This is a genomic window from Neptunomonas sp. ABH4_499 (assembly GCF_056160565.1).
In genome coordinates this window covers 96677-117069 of the sequence record NZ_JBSWXK010000001.1, presented here as the reverse complement: position 1 = coordinate 117069, position 20393 = coordinate 96677, and the positions used below count along the sequence as shown (strand labels likewise).

18 protein-coding genes are annotated in these 20393 nt (G+C 50.3%); 10 read left to right on the top strand and 8 right to left on the bottom strand.

The genetic code is table 11. The features are described from left to right. Positions 1 to 4: 4 nt before the first annotated feature. From ftsA to ACXAF9_RS00495, 6 genes are all read left to right on the top strand, one after another. A complete protein-coding gene (ftsA, locus tag ACXAF9_RS00520) occupies positions 5 to 1327 on the top strand; it encodes a cell division protein FtsA (protein ID WP_475069272.1) in 1323 nt (440 codons plus the stop codon). A gap of 80 nt (positions 1328 to 1407) precedes the next feature. After that, positions 1408 to 2568, top strand: a complete 1161-nt coding sequence (ftsZ, locus tag ACXAF9_RS00515; RefSeq protein ID WP_475069271.1) for a cell division protein FtsZ — start codon at positions 1408 to 1410, stop codon at positions 2566 to 2568. Between the two features lie 134 nt (positions 2569 to 2702). Next, a complete protein-coding gene (gene lpxC / locus ACXAF9_RS00510) occupies positions 2703 to 3626 on the top strand; it encodes a UDP-3-O-acyl-N-acetylglucosamine deacetylase (RefSeq protein WP_475069270.1) in 924 nt (307 codons plus the stop codon). 180 nt (positions 3627 to 3806) lie between these two features. Further along, entirely contained in the window at positions 3807 to 6554 is a 2748-nt protein-coding gene (secA, locus tag ACXAF9_RS00505; protein WP_475069269.1) for a preprotein translocase subunit SecA, read from the top strand. Positions 6555 to 6635: 81 nt separating this feature from the next. Continuing rightward, positions 6636 to 7853, top strand: coding sequence for a bifunctional glutamate N-acetyltransferase/amino-acid acetyltransferase ArgJ (gene argJ, locus ACXAF9_RS00500; RefSeq protein WP_475069268.1), 1218 nt, complete (start codon positions 6636 to 6638; stop codon positions 7851 to 7853). Positions 7854 to 7921: 68 nt separating this feature from the next. Then, positions 7922 to 8869, top strand: a complete 948-nt coding sequence (locus tag ACXAF9_RS00495) for a Nudix family hydrolase (protein WP_475069267.1) — start codon at positions 7922 to 7924, stop codon at positions 8867 to 8869. A 14-nt stretch (positions 8870 to 8883) separates the two neighbouring features. Here ACXAF9_RS00495 and yacG read toward each other — a convergent pair whose 3' ends face one another. The 5 genes from yacG to pilB are packed head-to-tail and all read right to left on the bottom strand — an operon-like array spanning position 8884 to position 13652. Beyond that, the gene (yacG, locus tag ACXAF9_RS00490; protein WP_475069266.1) at positions 8884 to 9135 is read right to left on the bottom strand and encodes a DNA gyrase inhibitor YacG; all 252 of its coding nucleotides are present in this window, start codon (positions 9133 to 9135) and stop codon (positions 8884 to 8886) included. A 52-nt stretch (positions 9136 to 9187) separates the two neighbouring features. Further along, positions 9188 to 9772, bottom strand: coding sequence for a dephospho-CoA kinase (gene coaE, locus ACXAF9_RS00485; protein ID WP_475069265.1), 585 nt, complete (start codon positions 9770 to 9772; stop codon positions 9188 to 9190). Continuing rightward, the gene (locus ACXAF9_RS00480; protein WP_475069264.1) at positions 9773 to 10660 is read right to left on the bottom strand and encodes a prepilin peptidase; all 888 of its coding nucleotides are present in this window, start codon (positions 10658 to 10660) and stop codon (positions 9773 to 9775) included. It lies immediately after the preceding gene. A 3-nt stretch (positions 10661 to 10663) separates the two neighbouring features. Next, complete coding sequence (locus ACXAF9_RS00475) at positions 10664 to 11887, bottom strand: type II secretion system F family protein (protein WP_475069263.1); 1224 nt, start codon at positions 11885 to 11887, stop codon at positions 10664 to 10666. Between the two features lie 55 nt (positions 11888 to 11942). Continuing rightward, positions 11943 to 13652 (bottom strand): type IV-A pilus assembly ATPase PilB, encoded by a 1710-nt coding sequence (gene pilB, locus ACXAF9_RS00470; protein ID WP_475069262.1) that lies wholly within the window; start codon positions 13650 to 13652, stop codon positions 11943 to 11945. A gap of 245 nt (positions 13653 to 13897) precedes the next feature. Between pilB and ACXAF9_RS00465 the strand changes: the two genes are divergently transcribed. Together ACXAF9_RS00465 and ACXAF9_RS00460 are read left to right on the top strand one after the other, a co-directional pair. Then, complete coding sequence (locus ACXAF9_RS00465) at positions 13898 to 14332, top strand: pilin (protein ID WP_475069261.1); 435 nt, start codon at positions 13898 to 13900, stop codon at positions 14330 to 14332. 61 nt (positions 14333 to 14393) lie between these two features. Then, the gene (locus tag ACXAF9_RS00460; protein ID WP_475069260.1) at positions 14394 to 14741 is read left to right on the top strand and encodes a hypothetical protein; all 348 of its coding nucleotides are present in this window, start codon (positions 14394 to 14396) and stop codon (positions 14739 to 14741) included. Between the two features lie 51 nt (positions 14742 to 14792). Here ACXAF9_RS00460 and nadC read toward each other — a convergent pair whose 3' ends face one another. Beyond that, positions 14793 to 15632, bottom strand: a complete 840-nt coding sequence (gene nadC, locus ACXAF9_RS00455) for a carboxylating nicotinate-nucleotide diphosphorylase (RefSeq protein ID WP_475069259.1) — start codon at positions 15630 to 15632, stop codon at positions 14793 to 14795. Positions 15633 to 15712: 80 nt separating this feature from the next. On the opposite strand from nadC, the gene ampD reads away from it, so the two are divergent. Beyond that, a complete protein-coding gene (gene ampD / locus ACXAF9_RS00450; RefSeq protein WP_475069258.1) occupies positions 15713 to 16288 on the top strand; it encodes a 1,6-anhydro-N-acetylmuramyl-L-alanine amidase AmpD in 576 nt (191 codons plus the stop codon). A 116-nt stretch (positions 16289 to 16404) separates the two neighbouring features. Further along, entirely contained in the window at positions 16405 to 17481 is a 1077-nt protein-coding gene (locus tag ACXAF9_RS00445; protein ID WP_475069257.1) for an ABC transporter ATP-binding protein, read from the top strand. Here the strand turns inward: ACXAF9_RS00445 and ACXAF9_RS00440 are convergent. Further along, positions 17447 to 19174 carry an ABC transporter permease gene (locus ACXAF9_RS00440; protein ID WP_475069256.1) on the bottom strand — a complete coding sequence of 576 codons (1728 nt, stop codon included), beginning with the start codon at positions 19172 to 19174 and terminating at the stop codon, positions 17447 to 17449. The genes ACXAF9_RS00445 and ACXAF9_RS00440 overlap by 35 nt on opposite strands. Positions 19175 to 19276: 102 nt before the next feature. Then, a complete protein-coding gene (locus ACXAF9_RS00435; RefSeq protein ID WP_475069255.1) occupies positions 19277 to 20302 on the bottom strand; it encodes a Fe(3+) ABC transporter substrate-binding protein in 1026 nt (341 codons plus the stop codon). Positions 20303 to 20393 lie beyond the last annotated feature (91 nt).

Genomic DNA, 20393 nt, shown 5'->3' with positions numbered 1-20393 from the left:
TTAGATGGCATCAGAAGCAAGTATGATCGTCGCACTGGATATCGGCACCTCAAAAGTGGTGTGCCTGGTGGCCGAGGTACGCCCAGACGGTCAGCTCGAAGTGGTGGGGATTGGTTCCCACCCATCGCGTGGTTTAAAGCGCGGTGTCGTGGTTAACATTGAGTCGACGGTGAATTCGATCCACCGTGCCGTCGAAGAAGCTGAGCTGATGGCTGGGTGTAAAATCCACTCTGTAACCGTGGGTATCGCCGGCAGTCACATCAGCAGTTTAAATTCACACGGTATTGTCGCGGTTCGTGATCGCGAAGTGACGGAGCATGATCTTGAGCGTGTGATCGATGCGGCAAGTGCCGTAGCGATACCGGCCGATCAACGTATCCTGCACATTTTGCCCCAAGAGTATCTGATCGATCACCAAGAGGGGATCAAAGAGCCATTGGGCATGTCCGGTGTACGTCTTGAGGCCAAAGTGCATCTGGTGACAGGAGCTACAAACGCGATTCAAAACATTGAAAAATGCGTGCGTCGCTGCGGCTTAGAAGTGGATGGGGTGGTGCTGGAGCAGTTGGCTTCAAGCTACGCGGTCTTGACCGAAGATGAAAAAGACCTAGGCGTTTGCATGGTCGACATCGGCGGTGGCACCACCGACATTGCGGTGTTTACTGGCGGCTCAATTCGCCATACGGGTGTGATCCCTGTCGCGGGTGACCAAGTGACCAACGACATTGCGATGGCGCTGCGTACGCCCACGCAACATGCGGAACAACTTAAAATCAAATACGCGTGTGCCTTAGCACAACTGGCCAACGCGGATGAAACCATCAAGGTGCCAAGCGTGGGTGATCGCCCGCCGCGTGATCTTTCACGTCAGGCGCTCGCTGAGGTGGTAGAGCCGCGTTACGATGAGTTGTTCACCTTAATTCAGACAGAGCTGCGTCGCAGCGGCTTTGAAGATTTGATCCCGGCTGGGATTGTACTGACCGGCGGTACGGCCAAGATGGAAGGTGTGGTAGAGCTTGCTGAAGAGATCTTCCACATGCCGGTCCGATTAGCGATGCCGCATGGCATCCGCGGAATGGATGATATTTTGCAAAACCCGATCTTCTCTACAGGGATGGGACTTTTGCACTACGCCTCTTTGGGCGGCATAGCGAACAGCGGAGCGACCACTGCGCATGTTCCGGCCAGCACGGAGACGCGTGTTATGGAAGCGAACATCGAGCCTGAACCGATCGCGATCGAGCGCAAGCCAAAACCTCAGAAGCCCAAGCCAGAAGGGCCAGGTTTAGCGACGCGCATTAAAGATTGGTTTAAAGGCAACTTTTAAAAAATTTAGGAATTAACAGAAGGGACTCGGAAAAATCGCCGGAATGCAGTTCAGGGCGTGGAACCCGACAGGAGAGTATTATGTTTGAGCTATTAGATAGCGTTCCACAGAGTGCAGTGATCAAAGTGATCGGTGTCGGCGGTGGCGGTGGCAACGCCGTTGAACACATGGTGAAAAGCGACCTAGATGGGGTCGACTTCATTTGTGCCAACACCGATGCTCAGGCATTGATGAACATGTCTGCCAGCACCGTGATTCAACTCGGTGGCGACACCACAAAAGGTTTAGGTGCCGGTGCGAACCCAGAAGTGGGACGCATGGCCGCCAATGAAGACCGCGAACGCATCGCTGAGATGCTCGAAGGCGCGGATATGGTCTTCATCACCGCCGGTATGGGCGGTGGTACGGGAACGGGCGCAGCACCAGTCGTTGCCTCTGTTGCTAAGGATTTGGGTATCTTGACCGTGGCGGTCGTGACCAAACCTTTCCCGTTTGAGGGGCGCAAGCGCATGTCGATCGCGTTTGAAGGGATCAAAGAACTGCGCGAAAACGTAGATTCCTTGATCATCATCCCGAACGAAAAACTGATGCAGGTTATGGGGCGCAATTGCTCCTTGATCAATGCGTTTAGTACCGCTAACGATGTGTTGCGTGGCGCTGTACAAGGCATCGCGGATTTGATTACGCGTCCGGGTATGATCAACGTCGACTTTGCTGACGTGCGCACAGTTATGTCCGAAATGGGCATGGCGATGATGGGGACCGGTGAAGCGCGCGGTGAAGATCGTGCGACTAAGGCGGCGGAAGCGGCGATCAACTCTCCGCTGCTGGAAGATGTGGATCTTAAAGGTGCCAGCGGTATCTTGGTGAACATCACCTCTGGTTTGGATCTGAGCTTGGGCGAATTTACCGAAGTCGGTAACATCGTTGAGGAATACGCCTCGGATGATGCGACCATCGTTGTTGGTACGGTGATTGACCCAGAAATGGTTGATGATTTCAAAGTGACGGTTGTCGCGACTGGCTTTGATAAGCGCGAATCTGTGGGAAAGCCTGAACCGGTTGCCGCTAAAAAAGAGGAACCGGTGGCCCCAAAAGCTGAGCAAATTGAACTTCCGTCCGTTTTGCGTCGTCAAAAACAGGAAGCACTCCTTGAGCCTGCTAAGCGTGAAAAGCACAAAGCCGAAGAGGACGTAGACGTGTTGGATATCCCAACCTACCTGCGTCGTCAGGTGGACTAATCCACGCGGTGAAATCTCAATCGATAGCCTTGTGCTAACGTGTCAATAAGGGAGTCCAATGGGCTCCCTTATTGTTGCAAAACGGCGAATTTGTTACACTTCGGCCATATTTTTCGACCACCATTGGCACATGAATGATTAAACAAAGAACACTAAAAAACAGCATCAAGGCGACGGGTATCGGGCTACACACGGGTAAAAAAGTGTTCCTGACGCTCAAGCCTGCGCCTGAGAATACGGGGATCGTATTCTACCGCACCGATGTTGTGCCTGCGGTTGAGATTAAAGGATTTGCGACCAACGTTGTTAGCACAACGTTATCAACCAATTTAGGCGGCGAGCGCGATGTGCGCATCTCGACGGTTGAGCACTTGATGTCGGCCCTTGCGGGGTTAGGTATTGATAATGCCATCATCGAATTAACCGCTGAAGAAGTCCCCATTATGGATGGCAGTGCTGCGCCGTTTGTTTTCTTGATTCAATCGGCAGGCATTGAAGAGCAAGAAGCCCCTAAGCAGTTTGTACGAATCAAAAAAGAGGTCGCCTTTACGGCTGATGATAAGATCGCCTCGTTTAAACCGTACGATGGCTTTCGCTTGGGTTTCAAAATTGAGTTTGAACACCCCGCGTTTGAAGGGCGAAACAAAGAGACGTTTTTGGATTTCTCGACCTCTTCGTTTATTCGTGAAATCAGCCGTGCACGCACCTTTGGTTTTATGAGCGACTTCGAGTACCTGCGCTCACAAAACTTAGCGCTGGGCGGCAGTATGGAAAATGCGATCGTTGTCGATGATGACAAGATCCTCAACGATGAAGGCCTTCGCTACGATGATGAGTTTGTGAAGCACAAAGTGCTGGATGCCATTGGCGATCTTTACCTTATGGGTAAGCCGATCATCGGTGAGTATTACGGCTACAAGTCCGGTCACTATATGAACAACATGCTGCTGCGCACCTTGTTGGATCAACCGGATGCTTATGAAATTGTCACGTTCGAAGAGGAAGCGCCTCTTCAACGTGCCCCGATTGCGTTTGCGCAACCTGCGCTCGCATTCTGATAAACGCCATGATGCCGGGAGATTCCCGGCATTTTTTTACCTACGGACTGACATAACGCTGAAAAAAACCGGGATTAATCTATTGTGATTCTCATTTTTGCCCATATAACGCTATGATAGGGCACTTTTAATGCAGAGCATTCCACTCAGCGTCTGATTCAAACGGAAAGACTTACACGTATGCTGACTTCATTAGTTAAAAAAGTTTTTGGTAGTAAAAATGATCGTGAACTCAAACGCATGGGCAAGCTGGTTAAGCAGATCAATGCCCTCGAAGAGGAGATCAGTCAATTAACTGATGACCAGCTCAAGGCGAAAACCCTCGAGTTTAAAGAGCGTCTGGCAAAAGGTGAGACAATTGACAGTCTTTTACCAGAAGCTTTTGCGGTAACGCGTGAGGCCTCTAAGCGCTCGTTAGGGCTTCGTCACTTTGACGTGCAGATGATCGGTGGTATCACCTTGCACGAAGGTAACGTCGCTGAGATGCGTACCGGTGAAGGTAAGACCTTGGTAGGTACCTTGGCTGTGTATTTGAATGCGTTGGAAGGCAAAGGCGTGCACGTCGTTACCGTGAACGACTACTTGGCAAGCCGTGATGCTGACTGGATGCGCCCTCTGTATGAATTCCTAGGTTTAAGCGTAGGTGTTGTGTTGTCTCGTCAGTTACCAGACGAGAAGCGTGCGGCGTACGCGTGTGACATCACCTACGGTACCAACAACGAATTCGGCTTTGATTATCTGCGCGATAACATGGCATTCAGCCTGAACGACAAAGTGCAACGTGATTTCCACTTTGCGGTTGTCGATGAAGTTGACTCCATACTGATCGATGAAGCGCGTACTCCGTTGATCATCTCTGGCCCTGCTGAAGACAGCTCGGCGATGTACAAGCGTATCAATACCTTGATCCCTTACTTAAAGCGTTTTGATGGCGAAATCGACCCGAAAGACACAGAGCAAGAGATCAGCGAGCACTTCGTTGTGGATGAGAAAAACCGCTCAGTGGAACTGACTGAAGCTGGTCACCAACTGGTTGAAGAACTGCTCACCAAAGAAGGGCTGCTGGAAGAGGGCGAAAGCCTATACGCACCAAGCAACCTGAATAAACTGCATCACGTACAGGCGGGTTTGCGCGCCCATTATCTGTTCCAGCGTGACAAAGATTACATCGTTCAGGATAACCAAGTAGTCATCGTGGATGAGCACACGGGCCGTATCATGCCTGGTCGTCGTTGGAGCGAAGGTTTGCACCAAGCGGTCGAAGCCAAAGAAGGTGTATCGATCCAGCTTGAGAGCCAAACATTGGCCTCAACGACTTTCCAGAACTACTTCCGTTTGTACAACAAATTGTCCGGTATGACAGGTACGGCCGACACCGAAGCGGTGGAGCTGCGTCAGATCTACGGTTTGGATGTGATTGTAATTCCAACCAACCGTCCGATTTCCCGTAAAGATCAGAACGACTTGATCTATCTGACCATGCAGGAAAAGTACGAGGCGATTATCAAAGAGATTCGCGAAGCGCAAGAGCGCAAGCAGCCTGTGTTAGTGGGTACTGCATCGGTCGAGTCTTCTGAGCTGATCTCCCAATACCTAAACAAAGCGGGCATTACGCATAACGTTCTGAACGCGAAAAACCACGAGCGCGAAGCGAACATCATCGCGGAAGCGGGTCGTCCGGGGGCGGTGACCATCGCAACCAACATGGCCGGTCGTGGTACCGACATCATGCTGGGCGGTAAGTTGGAGCTAGAACTGGCCGAAACTGAAAACCTAACGCCGGAACAAGAAGCCGCCATCCGTCAGGATTGGGAAAAACGTCATCAGCAAGTGCTGGAAGCCGGTGGTTTACACATCATTGGTACCGAGCGTCACGAGTCGCGTCGTATCGATAACCAGTTGCGTGGTCGAGCTGGCCGTCAAGGTGACCCGGGTTCTTCCCGTTTCTTCCTGTCGCTTGAAGATGATCTGATGCGTATCTTTGCATCGGATCGCGTACGTGGCTTCATGCAAGCTTTGGGTATGGATCACGGCGAAGCGATTGAACACAAGATGGTGACCAACGCGATCGAAAAAGCGCAGCGTAAAGTTGAGCAGCGTAACTTTGATATCCGTAAATCCTTGCTTGAGTACGATGATGTTGCGAACGATCAACGTACCCGAATCTATGAGCAACGTAACGAGCTGATGGCGTCGGATGACATCTCTGAAACCATCACGGCGGTGCGTGAAGAGGTGGTTGATAACACCATTAGTAATTACATTCCGCCTGCATCCATGGCAGAGCAGTGGGATATTCCGGGTCTTGAAAAGGCCATTGAAGCTGAGTTTGCGATGAACATGCCGATTCAGGAATGGCTCGATAACGACGACAGCCTGCACGAGGAAACCCTTCGCGAGAAGATTCAAGGCGAAGTGGCAGGCGTTTACGCCGAGAAAGAAGCGATGGCCGGTTCCGAAACCATTCGCTTGTTCGAAAAGCAGGTGATGTTGCAGGTGCTCGATACCTCTTGGAAAGAGCACTTACAAACGATGGATCATCTGCGCCAGGGTATTCACTTGCGCGGTTATGCTCAGAAAAACCCGAAACAGGAATACAAGCGCGAAGCGTTCGAGTTGTTCCAATCGCTGCTTGAAAACATCAAACGCGATGTGATCAAAGTCATCAGCCATGTGCGTATTCAGTTGCCAGAAGAGGTTGAGGCCATGGAGCAGCAACGTCGTGAGCAAGCGGAACAGCAACCGATGAATTTTGAGCATGCGGCAGAACCTGCACTTGACGAAGCAGAAGCCACCGAGGCCGCTGAGCAGCAAGCCCAAGAAGGCGGTGACACCTTTGTACGAGAAGCACCAAAGGTTGGCCGTAATGACCCATGTCCATGTGGTTCGGGTAAAAAATACAAACAATGTCACGGTAAGTTAAGTTAATATTGACTCACTTTCAGAAAGCAGCCAGATGGCTGCTTTCTTGGTTTTCAATCGTATTTTAGGTTTCTAAGAGGAAGCAGCATGGCCGTTGGACCATCCACTTTGCCCGTTATGAACCCGGTAAACGGCGTTCGAATCAGTGTATCAAGCGCAGGTATTAAAAAACCGGGCCGAAAAGATGTGGTCATTTTCGAGCTGAGCGAGCAAGGTTCGGTTGCCGGCGTGTTCACTAAAAACGCCTTCTGTGCCGCACCTGTAACTTTATCTAAAGCGCATTTGGCAAAAGGCCAAGCGCGCTATTTACTCATCAATACCGGTAATGCGAATGCGGGTACGGGTAAGCAGGGCATGGTCGATGCCAAAGCCTGCTGTGAAGCATTAGCCAACGAGTTAGGTGTTACGCCAGAAGCGGTACTGCCGTTCTCCACGGGGGTCATTGGTGAGCCGTTACCCGTCGGTAAAATTACTGGGGTGTTTAAGGAGGCCGTAAACGGTTTCTCCGAAAACCTTTGGGAAAGCGCAGCCGAAGGCATCATGACGACAGATACGCGCCCTAAAGGGGCGACCCGTATTGTCGAATTGCCGCAAGGGTCGATTACCATCAGCGGTATCTCCAAAGGCGCGGGTATGATTATGCCGAACATGGCAACCATGCTGGCGTTTATCGCTACCGATGCGAAGGTTGATCAAGCCCTGCTGCAATCAGTGCTGTCAGAAGCCGCTGATCAGTCGTTTAACCGTATTACGATTGATGGTGATACCTCTACGAATGACTCTTGCATGTTGATCGCCTCTGGCGCCTCAGGTGTTGACGTTCAAGAAGGCGATGCCGAATCACTGGCAATCTTTAAAGCCGCCATTAATGATGTGCTTAAAGAGCTTGCGCTGGCCATCGTGCGCGACGGCGAGGGGGCGACTAAGCTGGTCACCATCGATGTCGAACAAGCCAAAACCTCTGAAGAGGCGCTGCAAACGGCCTACACGGTAGCTCACTCGCCCTTAGTGAAGACGGCACTGTTTGCCAGCGACCCTAACTGGGGCCGCATCTTGGCAGCCGTGGGCCGTGCTGGTATTGAGGCGCTCGATTTGGATGCGCTGGAAATCTACCTCAACGAGGTGTGCATTGTGCGTGATGGTGGTCGTGCTTCAAGCTATACCGAAGCGGCTGGTCAATCGGTGATGAACCAAGAAGAGATCACAATTCGCATCGTGTTAAAGCGTGGAAGCATCAACGAGACAGTTTGGACCACGGACCTCTCGCACGATTATGTATCGATCAATGCGGACTACCGCAGCTGATCTAATTTCTATTCGATAGAAAGCCTCTTCGGAGGCTTTTTTTTATACTGATCAATAAGGATGGATGAATGAGCATTATCCATGTTGCTGCGGCCGTCATTTATGGTAGCGATGGTCGTGTGTTTTTAGCCAAACGCCCGATGGATAAACACCAAGGTGGGCTTTGGGAATTCCCAGGTGGTAAAGTCGAAGCGGGTGAAACCGCTTTGGTAGCGCTCAAACGTGAACTGCTAGAGGAGGTTGGCATTGATGTAACCAAAGCGACCCCTTTGATCAAAATTCCGTATCACTACCCCGATAAATCCGTGGTACTGGATGTCTTTTCCGTTACCGAGTTTACCGGTGAGCCTAATGGTGCCGAAGGGCAAGACACCGGTTGGTTTACGCTTGCTGAGTTTGACAACTTGTCATTCCCCGCTGCCAACGCCCCTATTGTGAATGCCGTACGTTTACCAAAGACGGTGTTTATCACCCCAGAGACGGACTCAAACGAGCAGTGCATTGCTGCGGCTCATACCGCCGTAGAAAATGGTGCAGAGATGATTGTGCTTCGTGATAATACGCAAGGCTTGGCTGAGCTAAAAATGCGCTACAAGGCCTTAAAAGCGGCGATGGGCAGTAGGACGGTTGTGATCAACAGCGATGTTAAAACGGCCATCAATTTAAAGGCCGATGGGGTTCACTTAAATCGGCACAGGCTAGCTGAACTGACGGTGGATGAGTTAAACATCTATCGAGAGCGATTCAGTGGATGGATCAGTGCATCGTGCCATGATGAAGCTGAACTTCAGAAAGCGAGTGAATGTCAGTTGGATTGGGCGTTTTTATCTCCGGTGCTTCCGACGGCTTCACACCCTGAGTTACATGGTATTGGTTGGGATACAGCCGCTAAATGGGTCGGTGAAGCGCAGCTTCCAGTGTTTTTGCTGGGTGGCTTAAACGCTGCGCACCTATCTAAGGCCATTGAGAGCGGTGCGCAAGGTGTTGCGGGCATATCCGATTGGTTAACGGAATAAAAGGGTAAAGCGCTCTAGTGGACTGTACCCGGTGGTTGCTGGTTGGGGTCCATTGCTGAGCTAAAGTCGTCGTACTCGTCAAAGCTGGGTGCGGCGGCTACTTTATAGGATTCACTGGCCCATTCACCTAAATCAATCAGCTTACACCGCTCTGAACAAAAAGGTCGGTTTGGGTTGCTGCTAGACCATACCATCGATTGCTTACAGGTGGGGCAAGCTACGGTTGGTTGCGACGAATGTGAAGGGCTATCGGATTTTTTAGTCATATTGGCAAGTGTAAAGCGCACGGCATGAATTTCAAGAGGTGGTCAGTGACGTTTAGCGAATCGTCTCGCAGAATTGATCGATTTGCTGGTACAGGTTTTCTAGCGTGCCGCTGTTATCCAATACTGTGTTCGCGCTTGCCAGCCGTTTTTGACGGCTAACTTGATTCGCCATAATGCGTTTGATTTGATCCACGCTGTTTTTATCTCGCTGGCTAGCACGCTCAATCTGCAGTGACTCCGGCAGATCAACAACCACAATGGTATCCACCAAGGTGTGCTGGTCGGTTTCAAGCAGTAGAGGGGAGGAGAGTACAACAAACGGCGCGTTTGGCTCGTGCTTGTGTAGCTCGGCCAGCATCAGTGTGCGAATCATAGGGTGTAGCAGGGCCTCTAACCAGGCTTTCTCGGTGCTGTCTTTGAAGACGCGCTGCCGAAGGGCCGCCCGATCCAGCTGACCGTATTGATTAATCACGCTTTTGCCAAAATGCTCAGCAATGGCGACTAATCCCTCTGAACCGGGCTTCACAACTTCACGCGCCAAAACATCCGTATCGATAATGGGGTAGCCGCGTTTAGCTAGGTAATCACTGACGGCACTTTTACCGCTGCCAATCCCACCCGTAAGACCAACAATCATTTAGAAATGACCTAAATAGCTCTGGATGATCTGCTCGCCATACAGAAGGGCAATCCAACCAGCGATCGCAAGGTAAGGTCCAAACGGAATTGGGTTACCTTTGGCTAAACGCTTGCTCAGCATCATCACCACCGCGAAGATCACACCGACAACGGATGAAAGCAGAATGATCAGCGGCAGGCTGGTCGCGCCGCACCACGCGCCTAACGCGGCGAGCAGCTTAAAATCACCATAGCCCATGCCTTCCTTGCCAGTAATAAGCTTAAAGGCCCAATAAACACTCCAGAGGCTCAAATACCCTAAAGCCGCACCCCAAATGGCGGACTCTAAGCTTGTGAATAAACCTTGGGTATTGAGTAACAGCCCCAGCCACAAAAGGGGCAGGGTGATGCTGTCGGGTAAGAGTTGATGGTCGATATCAATGAAGATCAAACTGATCAGACACCAAGTTAATACAACCGCCGCAAGGCCAGGCCAGTTGAAACCAAAGTGCCAGAGGGTAAATGCGCTGACCAAGCAAGTCAGCAATTCGATGGCGGGGTATCGTAAACTGATCGGCGTATTACAGCCTTTGCACTGTCCCTTTAAAAAGAGGTAGCTGATAACGGGGATGTTTTCGTACCAACGAATGGCGTGACCGCATTTCCCGCAACGCGAGCGGGGTACGGATAGGCTAAGTCGGCTAGTTAAATCGTGCTCTTTAACCGAGCCGTCGGCCAGTGCTTCTTGGTAGTCCTTAACATTGGCTTGCCATTCCCGCTCCATCATGACCGGAAGGCGATAAATCACAACGTTTAAAAAACTGCCCACCAAAAGGGACAGGATTGCGATCACGCTTACCGCTAAAATTGGCTGGGTTTGTAAAGTAAACCAGATGGAATCAAACATTGCTTAAACCACATTACCGAGCTGGAAGATCGGAAGGTACATTGCAACGACCAAGCCGCCCACCAAGGTACCCAAGATCACCATGATGAACGGTTCCATCAGGCTGGAGATGTTATCGACGGCGTTATCAACCTCTTCTTCATAGAAGGAAGCGACTTTATCCAGCATCATGTCCAAGGAGCCTGCTTCTTCACCAATCGAGATCATTTGTACCGCCATATTGGGGAATACGCCGGTCATGTTGATGGCGTTCTGGAGCGATTGACCGGTCGACACACCATTACGGATCTGGATGATGGCATTGCGGTAAACGACATTGCCGGATGCACCCGCTGCGGAATCTAAGGCATTCACCAAAGGGACACCTGCGGCAAAGGTTGTTGAAAGCGTGCGCGAGAATCGTGCAATAGCGGCTTTTTGCAAAATTGCTCCAAAAACAGGTATTTTTAAGACCATACGGTCAATGGCGTCCGAGAACTTTTGAGAGGTTCTTCTAAAGTAGGTGAACAAATAACCCACTAGAATCATAACGCCAAAAATGATGTACCAAGAGGCTTGTACCGTTTCCGAGAGGTTAAGAACAAAACGGGTAAATACAGGCAGGTCGGCGCCAAAGCTTGAGAAGATACTCTCAAATTGCGGCACCACTTTTATCAACAAAATAGCCGAGACAATGATACCAACGACCAATACGGCAATTGGGTAGGTCATCGCTTTTTTGATTTTGGCTTTGAGCGATTCGACCTTTTCCTTGTATGTGGCGATTCGATCGAGCATCTCTTCGAGTGCACCGGACTGTTCGCCTGCACCCACTAAGCTGCAGTATAAATCATCAAAATACTTAGGGTGGTCTTCCAGCGCTTTTGCAAAGTCACTACCGCTGTTCACCGAGCTTCGAATGTCGTAGATCAAATCTTTGACTTTGGCTTTCTCGGCACCGTTCGCAACAATGTCCATCCCTTGCAAAAGAGGCACGCCAGATTTCATCATGGTCGCCATTTGGCGGGTAAAGTGTGCGACATCCATTGGCTTAATGGCTGCGTTTTTCTTGCTGAAAAAAGACAGTGAAGACTGCTTAGCAACCTTGCCTGGCAGAATCCCTTGTTTACGCAATAAAGCTTTGGCCGTAGCAACGTCCGGTGCGTCAATTTTGCCTTTACTGGCGTTACCGTTTTTATCTTTACCTTGCCACTGAAACGTAACTGGCGGTTTCTCTTTCTTAGCCATGAAGCCCGTTATCCTTACTGCTTATATTCTATCTACGTAATATCGGTTGCGGTGGTTAAACCTTGATGACTCGGTTCATCTCTTCAAGGCTGGTAATCCCTTCGGCCACTTTATCAAGGCCTGTTTGACGAAGGGTGCGGAACCCTTGCGTTTTGGCGACCCGAATAATATCCAACGAGTTACCGTTGTTCATGATCACTTCGGCAATTTCGGAGCTCATCGGGAGCATCTCGTAAATACCCACACGGCCTTTGTAGCCCTTGTTGCACTTAGAGCAGCCTTCGCTGTTGGCCTCAAAAATCTCTAAGTTTTGAATCTGCTCGGGCGAGAACCCTTCATCTAAAAGTGCCGCCTCGGGTATATCCATTGGGGTTTTACAGTGCTCGCACAAACGACGAGCGAGTCGCTGAGCAATGATCAAACTGACGGATGTAGCTATATTAAAGGAGGGAACCCCCATGTTGCGTAAACGCGTGAGGGTTTCCGGCGCGCTGTTGGTGTGAAGGGTCGAGAGCACCATGTGGCCAGTTTGAGCGGCTTTAATGCCGATCTCGGCAGTTTCTAAGTCACGAATCTCACCGACCATGACGACATCCGGGTCTTGACGCAGGAAGGATCTTAATGCTTCGGCAAAGGTTAAACCTACCTTGGCATTTACGTGGACTTGGTTGATCCCTTCTAGGTTGATCTCCACCGGGTCTTCCGCGGTGGAGATGTTACGCTCCGGTGTATTTAGGATGTTCAAGCCTGTGTACAAGCTTACGGTTTTACCACTACCGGTTGGGCCTGTAACCAAAATCATCCCTTGTGGCTTATGGAGGGTATCCATGTATAGCTTTTTCTGCACGGGGTTAAAGCCAAGGGCATCAACTCCCATCTTGGCGGAGGAGGGGTCCAAAATACGCAGTACGATTTTCTCACCCCAAAGGGTTGGCAGTGTATTCACTCGAAAATCAATGGCGCGCGTTTTAGAGAGTTTCATCTTAATGCGGCCATCTTGCGGTAAGCGCTTTTCGGAGATGTCCATCTGGGACATAACCTTTAAACGTGCCGACAAGCGGGATGCCAAGTTACTTGGGGGTTTGGCAATCTCTTGCAAAATGCCATCGATACGGCTTCGGATGCGATAGCTCTTCTCATAAGGCTCAAAGTGAATATCCGATGCGCCTTTTTTGATGCAATCAAGCAATATTTTGTTCACAAAGCGAACAATAGGGGCGTCTTTTGCTGCATCTTCGCTGGTGGGTTCGTCAGCTTTAGGCTCGTCATCCGCGATGTCTAAGCTGTCTAAATCGGCATCATCTAAGTCATCAAGTGTCGAGCCTTGGCCCTCAAGTGCCGATTCGATAAACGCGCGAAGTTTATCTTCTTCGACTATAACCCCTTCGGTCGTGACCCCGGTATGGAACTTAAACTCATCCAGCGCTTGAATGTTGGTGGGGTCGGACAACGCAACAAAAATGCGATTCTCTTTTTTAGAGATAGGGATGGCGTGGTGCTTTAGGATTAAGCTCTCGGTGACCAAGCCTTCTGGAATGATGCTGGGTTGCAAGCTGCTGATATCAAACAAAGGTAAGCCAAACTCATCGGACGCTGCCGTTGCTGCGCGTAAAGGCGTGACTAAGCGCTCATCAATGATATGACTGATAAAGGGGATTTTTTCAGCGCGGGCTTTTTCAATTGCCTCGCGCGCGACCTCTGCAGAGAAGACGCCATCTTTCACTAAACGGCGGGCCAGGCCGCTTAACGGTTGCTGCACCTGCATGTGCACTCCAGCTAATGTTAAAACTCTTGAGAACTGTTCACAGAATGTTCATACACAATGGTAACAATAGCACCAGCGTAACCAATTGAAAATGTACGCAAACTTAAATTTAAAACAAACGGATGTCCAAACTAGCATTTCTGAAAAGTTAGGCTAGAATGGCATGGAGCGCTGCCTACACAAGGAAGTCGCTTTCATAACATCCACATTCGTTCTATCAAGAAACTCGTTGGAGAGAAAACTCAATGAAAAAGCAACAACAAGGCTTTACGTTAATAGAATTAATGATCGTAGTTGCGATCATCGGTATTTTGGCGGCAATCGCTCTGCCTGCTTATCAGGATTACACAATCCGTGCGCGGGTAACAGAAGGTTTGACATTGGCTGCTGCTGCTAAAACAACAGTTGCTGAAAACGCTTCTTCTGCAACAGCGCTAGGTGCAGGTTGGACTCCACCTACAGCAACTACTAACGTTACTTCTGTTGGTATTAACGGAGCTGATGGTGTTATCACCATTACTTACACTGCGGCAGTAGCTGCAGCAAATAATACTATTACTCTAGTTCCTCAATCTGGTGGTGCTGCGTTAGTTTCGGGCACTGTTCCTACAGGTTCTATTACCTGGAATTGTACTGGTGGTACTCTAGCAGCAAACTTGCGTCCGGCTGAATGCCGCTAAACTTTAAGTTTTTATAAAAAAGGCGCTGTTGCGCCTTTTTTATATTTGGAACTCATCAATTATGAAAAGAATAATAATTACCTTGCTTATTCTTTCTTCAGTGCTGGTTACATTATTTATTCAACTGAACAAAGACCAGTTAAGCAACGAGGTAAAACAAAAAGCCGAATCCACCCTACAAGCCAGCTCTCTCTTCCCCGCCCGCCCCGTCTGGTGGAATGACGACAAAATCCTAGCCATAGGTATTGTTCCTGGTGAAGCTACTGGCGAGGAAGCTGCGCAAAAAGCCTGTGAGTTGATGCTGGCTGAAAACTTGCCTATCCAAGGGCTTCGAGTCGAAGTGTATGATGTGTTGAAGATTCAGCGCGAGGATGACTGGAGCTTGCTCGGCTTTGCGATTTGTCAATAAACCACAAAGCCCGCTAACCCGCTAAATTGTTGAATGCTATGATGCGTTTGTTCATACCAAGCGCATCGATAAATCCACCGCTGTGCAGTGCTTCGTCAGTGCACCAATCGAAATGTAATCCACACCGGTTTCCGCCACGGGCACAAGCGTTTCATCGGTGATGTTGCCAGAGGCTTCGAGCTTCGCTTTACCTTGTGTGATGGCGACCGCCTCGCGCATCTGCTCCAGAGTGAAGTTATCCAGCATTATGATGTCGGCACCGGCATCCAGCCCTTCTTTGAGTTGTTCCAGCGTTTCCACTTCCACTTCAACCGGCTTACCGGGTTCGTTGTGATGGGCGGTTTGAATGGCTTCTTTGATACCGCCACAAGCCATGATGTGGTTTTCTTTGATCAGGAAGGCATCGTACAAGCCAATACGGTGGTTAAAACAGCCACCACAGGTAACTGCGTATTTTTGGGCTAAACGTAAGCCAGGGATGGTTTTTCGGGTATCCAGTAAGCGAACTTCTGTGTGTGCGACTTTGTCGGCATACACCTGGCTGATGGTGGCCGTGCCAGATAAGGACTGTAAAAAGTTAAGCGCGGCGCGCTCGGTCGTGAGCAGTGATCGGGCTTTACCTTCGGCGGTGAACAACACTTGGTTAGGCTCGACCTTATCGCCGTCTTTGACCTCCCAAGTGATATTCATGCTAGGGTCTACTTGTCGGAACACCTCTTTCACCCATTCAACCCCGCTGATCACGGCGGCCTCGCGGGAGATGATTCGTGCTTTAGCCAGTTGGGTGTCGGGGATCAGTGCGGCGGTGATGTCACCGCTGCCAACATCTTCCTGCAAAGCAGTGCGTACGTTTTCTTCGATGGTCGGGCGCAGGCGTTCGAGAGTCAGCATCTGTATAATTCCGCTTAGATCCGTATAGTGTGTGTTCAATCGCAGGATTTTAACGGATAAGCCCCGTAACGAGTAGAGTTATGCCCGAGAAACCCACCTACAAAAACGATTTTTCAATTCAAAACGGCGTACTGATGGGCGCCCGTTGGGTCGCATCGCCGAATTTCAATCAGCGCCCCAAAGGGGAGAAGGGCGAAGTCTCCCTACTGGTGATTCACAACATTAGCCTGCCACCTGGGCAATTTGAAAACGGCTGTGTCGAGCGTTTTTTTCAAAATGCATTGGACCCAAAAGAGCACCCATACTTTGAGACGATTTGCGATTTAACGGTATCCGCACATTTGATGATTGATCGAAGTGGGGCGGTGGTTCAGTTTGTGAACTTAAATGATCGTGCCTGGCATGCCGGGGTATCCGAGTTTGAAGGGCGAGAGGCGTGTAATGATTTTTCGATCGGTATCGAGCTGGAAGGCACAGATGATCAAGCCTTTACCGATGCGCAGTACACAAGCTTAATTGCTGTTACTCAAGCGATACAGGTGGCGTACCCCTTGATTACCGATGCGCGCATTACTGGGCACAGCGATATCGCACCTGGGCGCAAAACAGACCCAGGGCCCTTTTTTGATTGGACGCGCTATCTAGGTGGGCGATAACACGGCCCAAGGTCGGTTGCGCTGCATCATGGATCCAAGCGCAATTTGCCAATGCGTCTATAATTGATAATTGTTTTTATTTATCATTAGTCCAGAGCTTTGATAGGACACCTCACATGACCATGATGCACGCCGTCGATACCGCACAGAAAACGACCTTACTGTCCGTTGAGGGCTTGGCGTGTGCCTACGATGATAACACCATCGTACAGGGTGTCTCGTTTGATCTTAAAGAAGGCGATATTGCCTGTTTATTAGGCCCAAGTGGTTGCGGTAAAACCACCGTCTTGCGCGCTATTGCAGGCTTTAATTCTGTTGCGGCAGGCCAAATTGCGATGAACTCGACGGTGATTTCACGCTCCGGGCTTACAACGCCGCCGGAGCAACGCAATATGGGGATGGTGTTCCAAGATTATGCGTTGTTCCCTCACCTTACGGTGGCTGATAACGTGGCATTTGGCTTATCCAAACTGAGCAAGAGCGAGCAGCAAAAACGGGTCAGCGAGATGTTAGAACTGGTCTGCTTGCCGGATTTATCGCGCCGCTACCCGCATGAGCTTTCCGGTGGTCAGCAGCAACGTGTGGCACTGGCACGGGCGCTAGCCCCAAAGCCTTCGTTACTCTTGATGGACGAGCCTTTCTCCAATCTCGATACCACCATGCGCAAAGCCCTTTCGGTCGAGGTACGAGAGATCGTCAAAGCACAGGGCATTTCAGCCATTATGGTAACGCACGATCAAGAAGAGGCGTTTGTGATCAGCGATCGCATTGGTGTGTTGGCCGATGGGCAGCTGCAGCAGTGGGCTGATGCCGAGACTCTGTATCATCGCCCCGCGAACTTGGCTGTCGCTCAGTTTGTAGGGGAGGGGGAAGTGTTCGGTGCCAAATGTGTGTCTGAAGAAGCCTTTGAAACCGAGATAGGTGTGTTAACGATGGACCTTGGTCGCCAATGCCCGATCAACGATCAGGTGCAACTGTTTGTACGTCCTTCGGATATTCGTCCAATTCCTGTCAGTGAAGGCAAGGTTGTTGCAACCGTTGCCTCGCGTGACTTTATGGGCAACGCCGTGCGGTTTCGTCTAAAGCTGGATTCTGGCCGTGTGATCACATCGCTGGATCAGCACAGCGGTGATTTTCTTCCCGGCGATCGAGTCTCGATCAAGGTGTCGCAGCGCCAGCCCATTCTTCTTTAGCCTGATCTTGCGCTTTTGGCTTCTTATCCAAAGAGCGCGTTTGGGTGATGGAGCGGCTCAGAAGGACAACCGGAATAATCCCCACCGCGACAATCAAGAGCGCCGCCAGCGAACACTCCTCTAAGCGTTGATCCGATGCGTACTGGTAAACAAAAGTAGCCAGCGTATCGTAATTGAACGGACGTAAGATCAAGGTGGCGGGCAGCTCCTTCATACAATCCACAAACACCACCAGGAGTGATGTCAGTAATCCGCCTTTGATCAAAGGAAGATGCACACGAAACAGGGTGTTCATGGGCGAGTGACCTAAAGATCGCGAAGCCATATCCATCGATGGCGTCACCTTACCTAACGAGCTTGAAACCGCACCGGTTGAAACGGCTAAAAAGCGCACGCAGTAGGCAAAAATGAGCGCAAAGGTGGTGCCGCTCAGGAGTAAGCCTGTCGAGGTATCAAAGTGCGCTCGCATAAACGCATCCACCGTATTATCAAAGCGAGCAAGCGGGACCAAAACCCCCAGTGCCAATACGGCCCCAGGCAAAGCATACCCCAGACTCGAAAAGCCAATTAAAAGTCCAAGTGGTTTGTTGTGGCTATTCAAGCGTTTTGCGTAACTGAGTAGGACCGCAATGGCCAAACAGGCAAGGGCGGCGCCAGCGGACAGCGTAAAGCTGTGCAGTGCGTGATCTTGAAACCCAGCGGTCGCAAACTGTTTGGTGTAGTTAACTGAGTAAGCGGCCAACACCCCAACCGGAATCAAGAAACCACACAGGAGCGGCAAAAAACAAAGCGTAAAGGCGGCGACCGCTTTCCCTTTGGATAAAGTGTATGGGGTGAAGGCTTTAAAGCGATCCCCACCGTGAAACTGCTGTTGTTTATGTCGGCTCATGCGCTCGGTCACAATAAGTACAACAACAAACATCATCATTAAGGACGCAATCTGAGCCGCCCCGCCTAAGTTACCCATGTTAAGCCAGGTATCGAAAATACCGGCGCTTAAACTTTTAACCGCAAAAAAGTCGACGGTGCCAAAATCGTTTAAGGTTTCCATCGCCACCAGCGATAAGCCAACGGCAATACTTGGGCGGGCGATGGGCAGCGAGACTTTAAAAAAGCTTTTCAGTGGTGAGCAACCGAGAAGTCGGCTAGCATCGCGCAAGCTACTCGATTGTTCTAAAAAGGCGGCACGACACATCAGATAGACATACGGATACAGCACCAAGGTGAGCATCGTAATGGCCCCACCTAAGGATCGAATCTCGGGGAAGTAATAATCGCGTGGTGTTTTCCAGCCGAATAGCTCTCGCAGAAAACCTTGGAAGATACCCGAGTACTCAAGTAAATCGGTATACACGTAGGCGATCACATAAGCCGGTACCGCAAAGGGTAAAAGCAGTGCCCATTCAAAGAAGCGCTTACCCGGGAAGTTGCACATGGTAACCACCCAAGCAGTCGATACCCCAAGTGCCAACGATAAAAAGCCAACGCCAAGTAACAGTTGTAAGGTTGTGGTCAGGTAAACGGGTAAAACGGTGTTGTAGAGATGCTCCCAAATGTTCTCTTCGGGAAACATAGCAATGTAGAACACGGACAAAATGGGTAAGGCCACAATCAAGGCGATGGTTCCGCTACTGAATAACCAAGCATTGAAGCGATGTTTAACAGAGGGAAGGCTTTGTTCGTGGGCTGGCATGGCGTGTGCTTACTAAGAAAAAACGGTAGCCAAAAGACTACCGTTTGTGAGGGATAAAGTCGACCAAAAGGGCGGTTTGGCCCTTAGGGACGTGCATCAATATCAGTTATCGAAACCGACCTTATCAACGAGTTTAGCGGCTTCTTTACGCAGCGCGCCGACTTCGCTTAGGTTGATTTCGTCAGGTTTGAAGTCGCCCATGTATTTTTTGATGATGTCCGAGCGCTTCGTCTTAGGACGTACTGGGAACTCAAAGTTTGCATTCGCGTACAAATATTGTGCATCACGGCTGGTTAGGAATTCGACCAGCTCAAGCGCTTCTTTTGGATGCGGAGCGTACTTGGTGATGGATGCGCCAGAGATGTTCATGTGCGCACCACGGCCGTCTTGGTTAGGAAATACCAAGTTGATCGCGTTTGCCCACTCTTGTTGTTCTGGCTCTTCTTCGTTGGTCAGCATGTGGCCGAAGTAGTAAGAGTTGCCCAATGCGACATCACAGATGCCTTCTTTGATCGCTTTGGCTTGAGCGCGGTCATTACCCTGCGGTTTTTGCGCAAGGTTGGCTTTCAGGCCTTCCAGCCATTGCTCGGTTTTTTCAACGCCGTCGTGGGCGATCATGCTAGCAATCAGGGAGATGTTGTAAGTGTGCTTACCGCTTCGCGTACATACGCGGCCTTTCCATTTAGGATCGGCTAAGTCTTCGTAGGTGTTGATCTCGCCAGGCTGAACACGCTCTTTGGAGGCATAGATCACACGTGCGCGTGAGGTCAATCCGATCCAGCGGTTTTGTGGATCTTGGAAATGTTCAGGAACGTTGCGCTCGATGGTGTCGCTGTTGATTTCAGCGAACAGGCCTTTCTCGGCACCGTCGTACATCGGGCCGATGTCCGGTGTCAGCATAACATCCGCTGGGGTGTTTTGACCTTCCTGTTCCAGACGCTCCAGCAAACCTTTGTTGGAGTAAACGATGTTGACCTTAATACCGGTTTTCTCAGTGAAGGCTTGAAGCAGTGGTTCAACTAAGAATTGTTGGCGGTAAGAGTAGACGTTTACTTCATCAGCAGCGTTAGCTGCAGGGGCTAAACCGAACATGCCAATGGCCGCGGCCAGAAGTGTCTTGCGAATCATAAACTGACTTCCTGTAGGTATTATAAATATGCACAAAATTGTTCCAGCCTAAGCTGCTAATGTCAATGTGTATAAGAAGTATTCTCACTTA

Excerpts from the sequence above, each read along its gene's own strand:
- ampD (WP_475069258.1), top strand. The coding sequence starts at position 15,713 with ATGCCCGAGAAACCCACCTACAAAAACGATTTTTCAATTCAAAACGGC.
- coaE (WP_475069265.1), bottom strand. The coding sequence starts at position 9,772 with ATGATTGTTGGTCTTACGGGTGGGATTGGCAGCGGTAAAAGTGCCGTC.
- pilB (WP_475069262.1), bottom strand. The coding sequence starts at position 13,652 with ATGCAGGTGCAGCAACCGTTAAGCGGCCTGGCCCGCCGTTTAGTGAAA.
- ACXAF9_RS00440 (WP_475069256.1), bottom strand. The coding sequence starts at position 19,174 with ATGCCAGCCCACGAACAAAGCCTTCCCTCTGTTAAACATCGCTTCAAT.
- lpxC (WP_475069270.1), top strand. The coding sequence starts at position 2,703 with ATGATTAAACAAAGAACACTAAAAAACAGCATCAAGGCGACGGGTATC.
- ftsZ (WP_475069271.1), top strand. The coding sequence starts at position 1,408 with ATGTTTGAGCTATTAGATAGCGTTCCACAGAGTGCAGTGATCAAAGTG.
- ACXAF9_RS00475 (WP_475069263.1), bottom strand. The coding sequence starts at position 11,887 with ATGGCTAAGAAAGAGAAACCGCCAGTTACGTTTCAGTGGCAAGGTAAA.
- ACXAF9_RS00480 (WP_475069264.1), bottom strand. The coding sequence starts at position 10,660 with ATGTTTGATTCCATCTGGTTTACTTTACAAACCCAGCCAATTTTAGCG.
- ACXAF9_RS00460 (WP_475069260.1), top strand. The coding sequence starts at position 14,394 with ATGAAAAGAATAATAATTACCTTGCTTATTCTTTCTTCAGTGCTGGTT.
- yacG (WP_475069266.1), bottom strand. The coding sequence starts at position 9,135 with ATGACTAAAAAATCCGATAGCCCTTCACATTCGTCGCAACCAACCGTA.
- ftsA (WP_475069272.1), top strand. The coding sequence starts at position 5 with ATGGCATCAGAAGCAAGTATGATCGTCGCACTGGATATCGGCACCTCA.
- nadC (WP_475069259.1), bottom strand. The coding sequence starts at position 15,632 with ATGCTGACTCTCGAACGCCTGCGCCCGACCATCGAAGAAAACGTACGC.
- argJ (WP_475069268.1), top strand. The coding sequence starts at position 6,636 with ATGGCCGTTGGACCATCCACTTTGCCCGTTATGAACCCGGTAAACGGC.
- secA (WP_475069269.1), top strand. The coding sequence starts at position 3,807 with ATGCTGACTTCATTAGTTAAAAAAGTTTTTGGTAGTAAAAATGATCGT.
- ACXAF9_RS00465 (WP_475069261.1), top strand. The coding sequence starts at position 13,898 with ATGAAAAAGCAACAACAAGGCTTTACGTTAATAGAATTAATGATCGTA.
- ACXAF9_RS00495 (WP_475069267.1), top strand. The coding sequence starts at position 7,922 with ATGAGCATTATCCATGTTGCTGCGGCCGTCATTTATGGTAGCGATGGT.
- ACXAF9_RS00435 (WP_475069255.1), bottom strand. The coding sequence starts at position 20,302 with ATGATTCGCAAGACACTTCTGGCCGCGGCCATTGGCATGTTCGGTTTA.
- ACXAF9_RS00445 (WP_475069257.1), top strand. The coding sequence starts at position 16,405 with ATGACCATGATGCACGCCGTCGATACCGCACAGAAAACGACCTTACTG.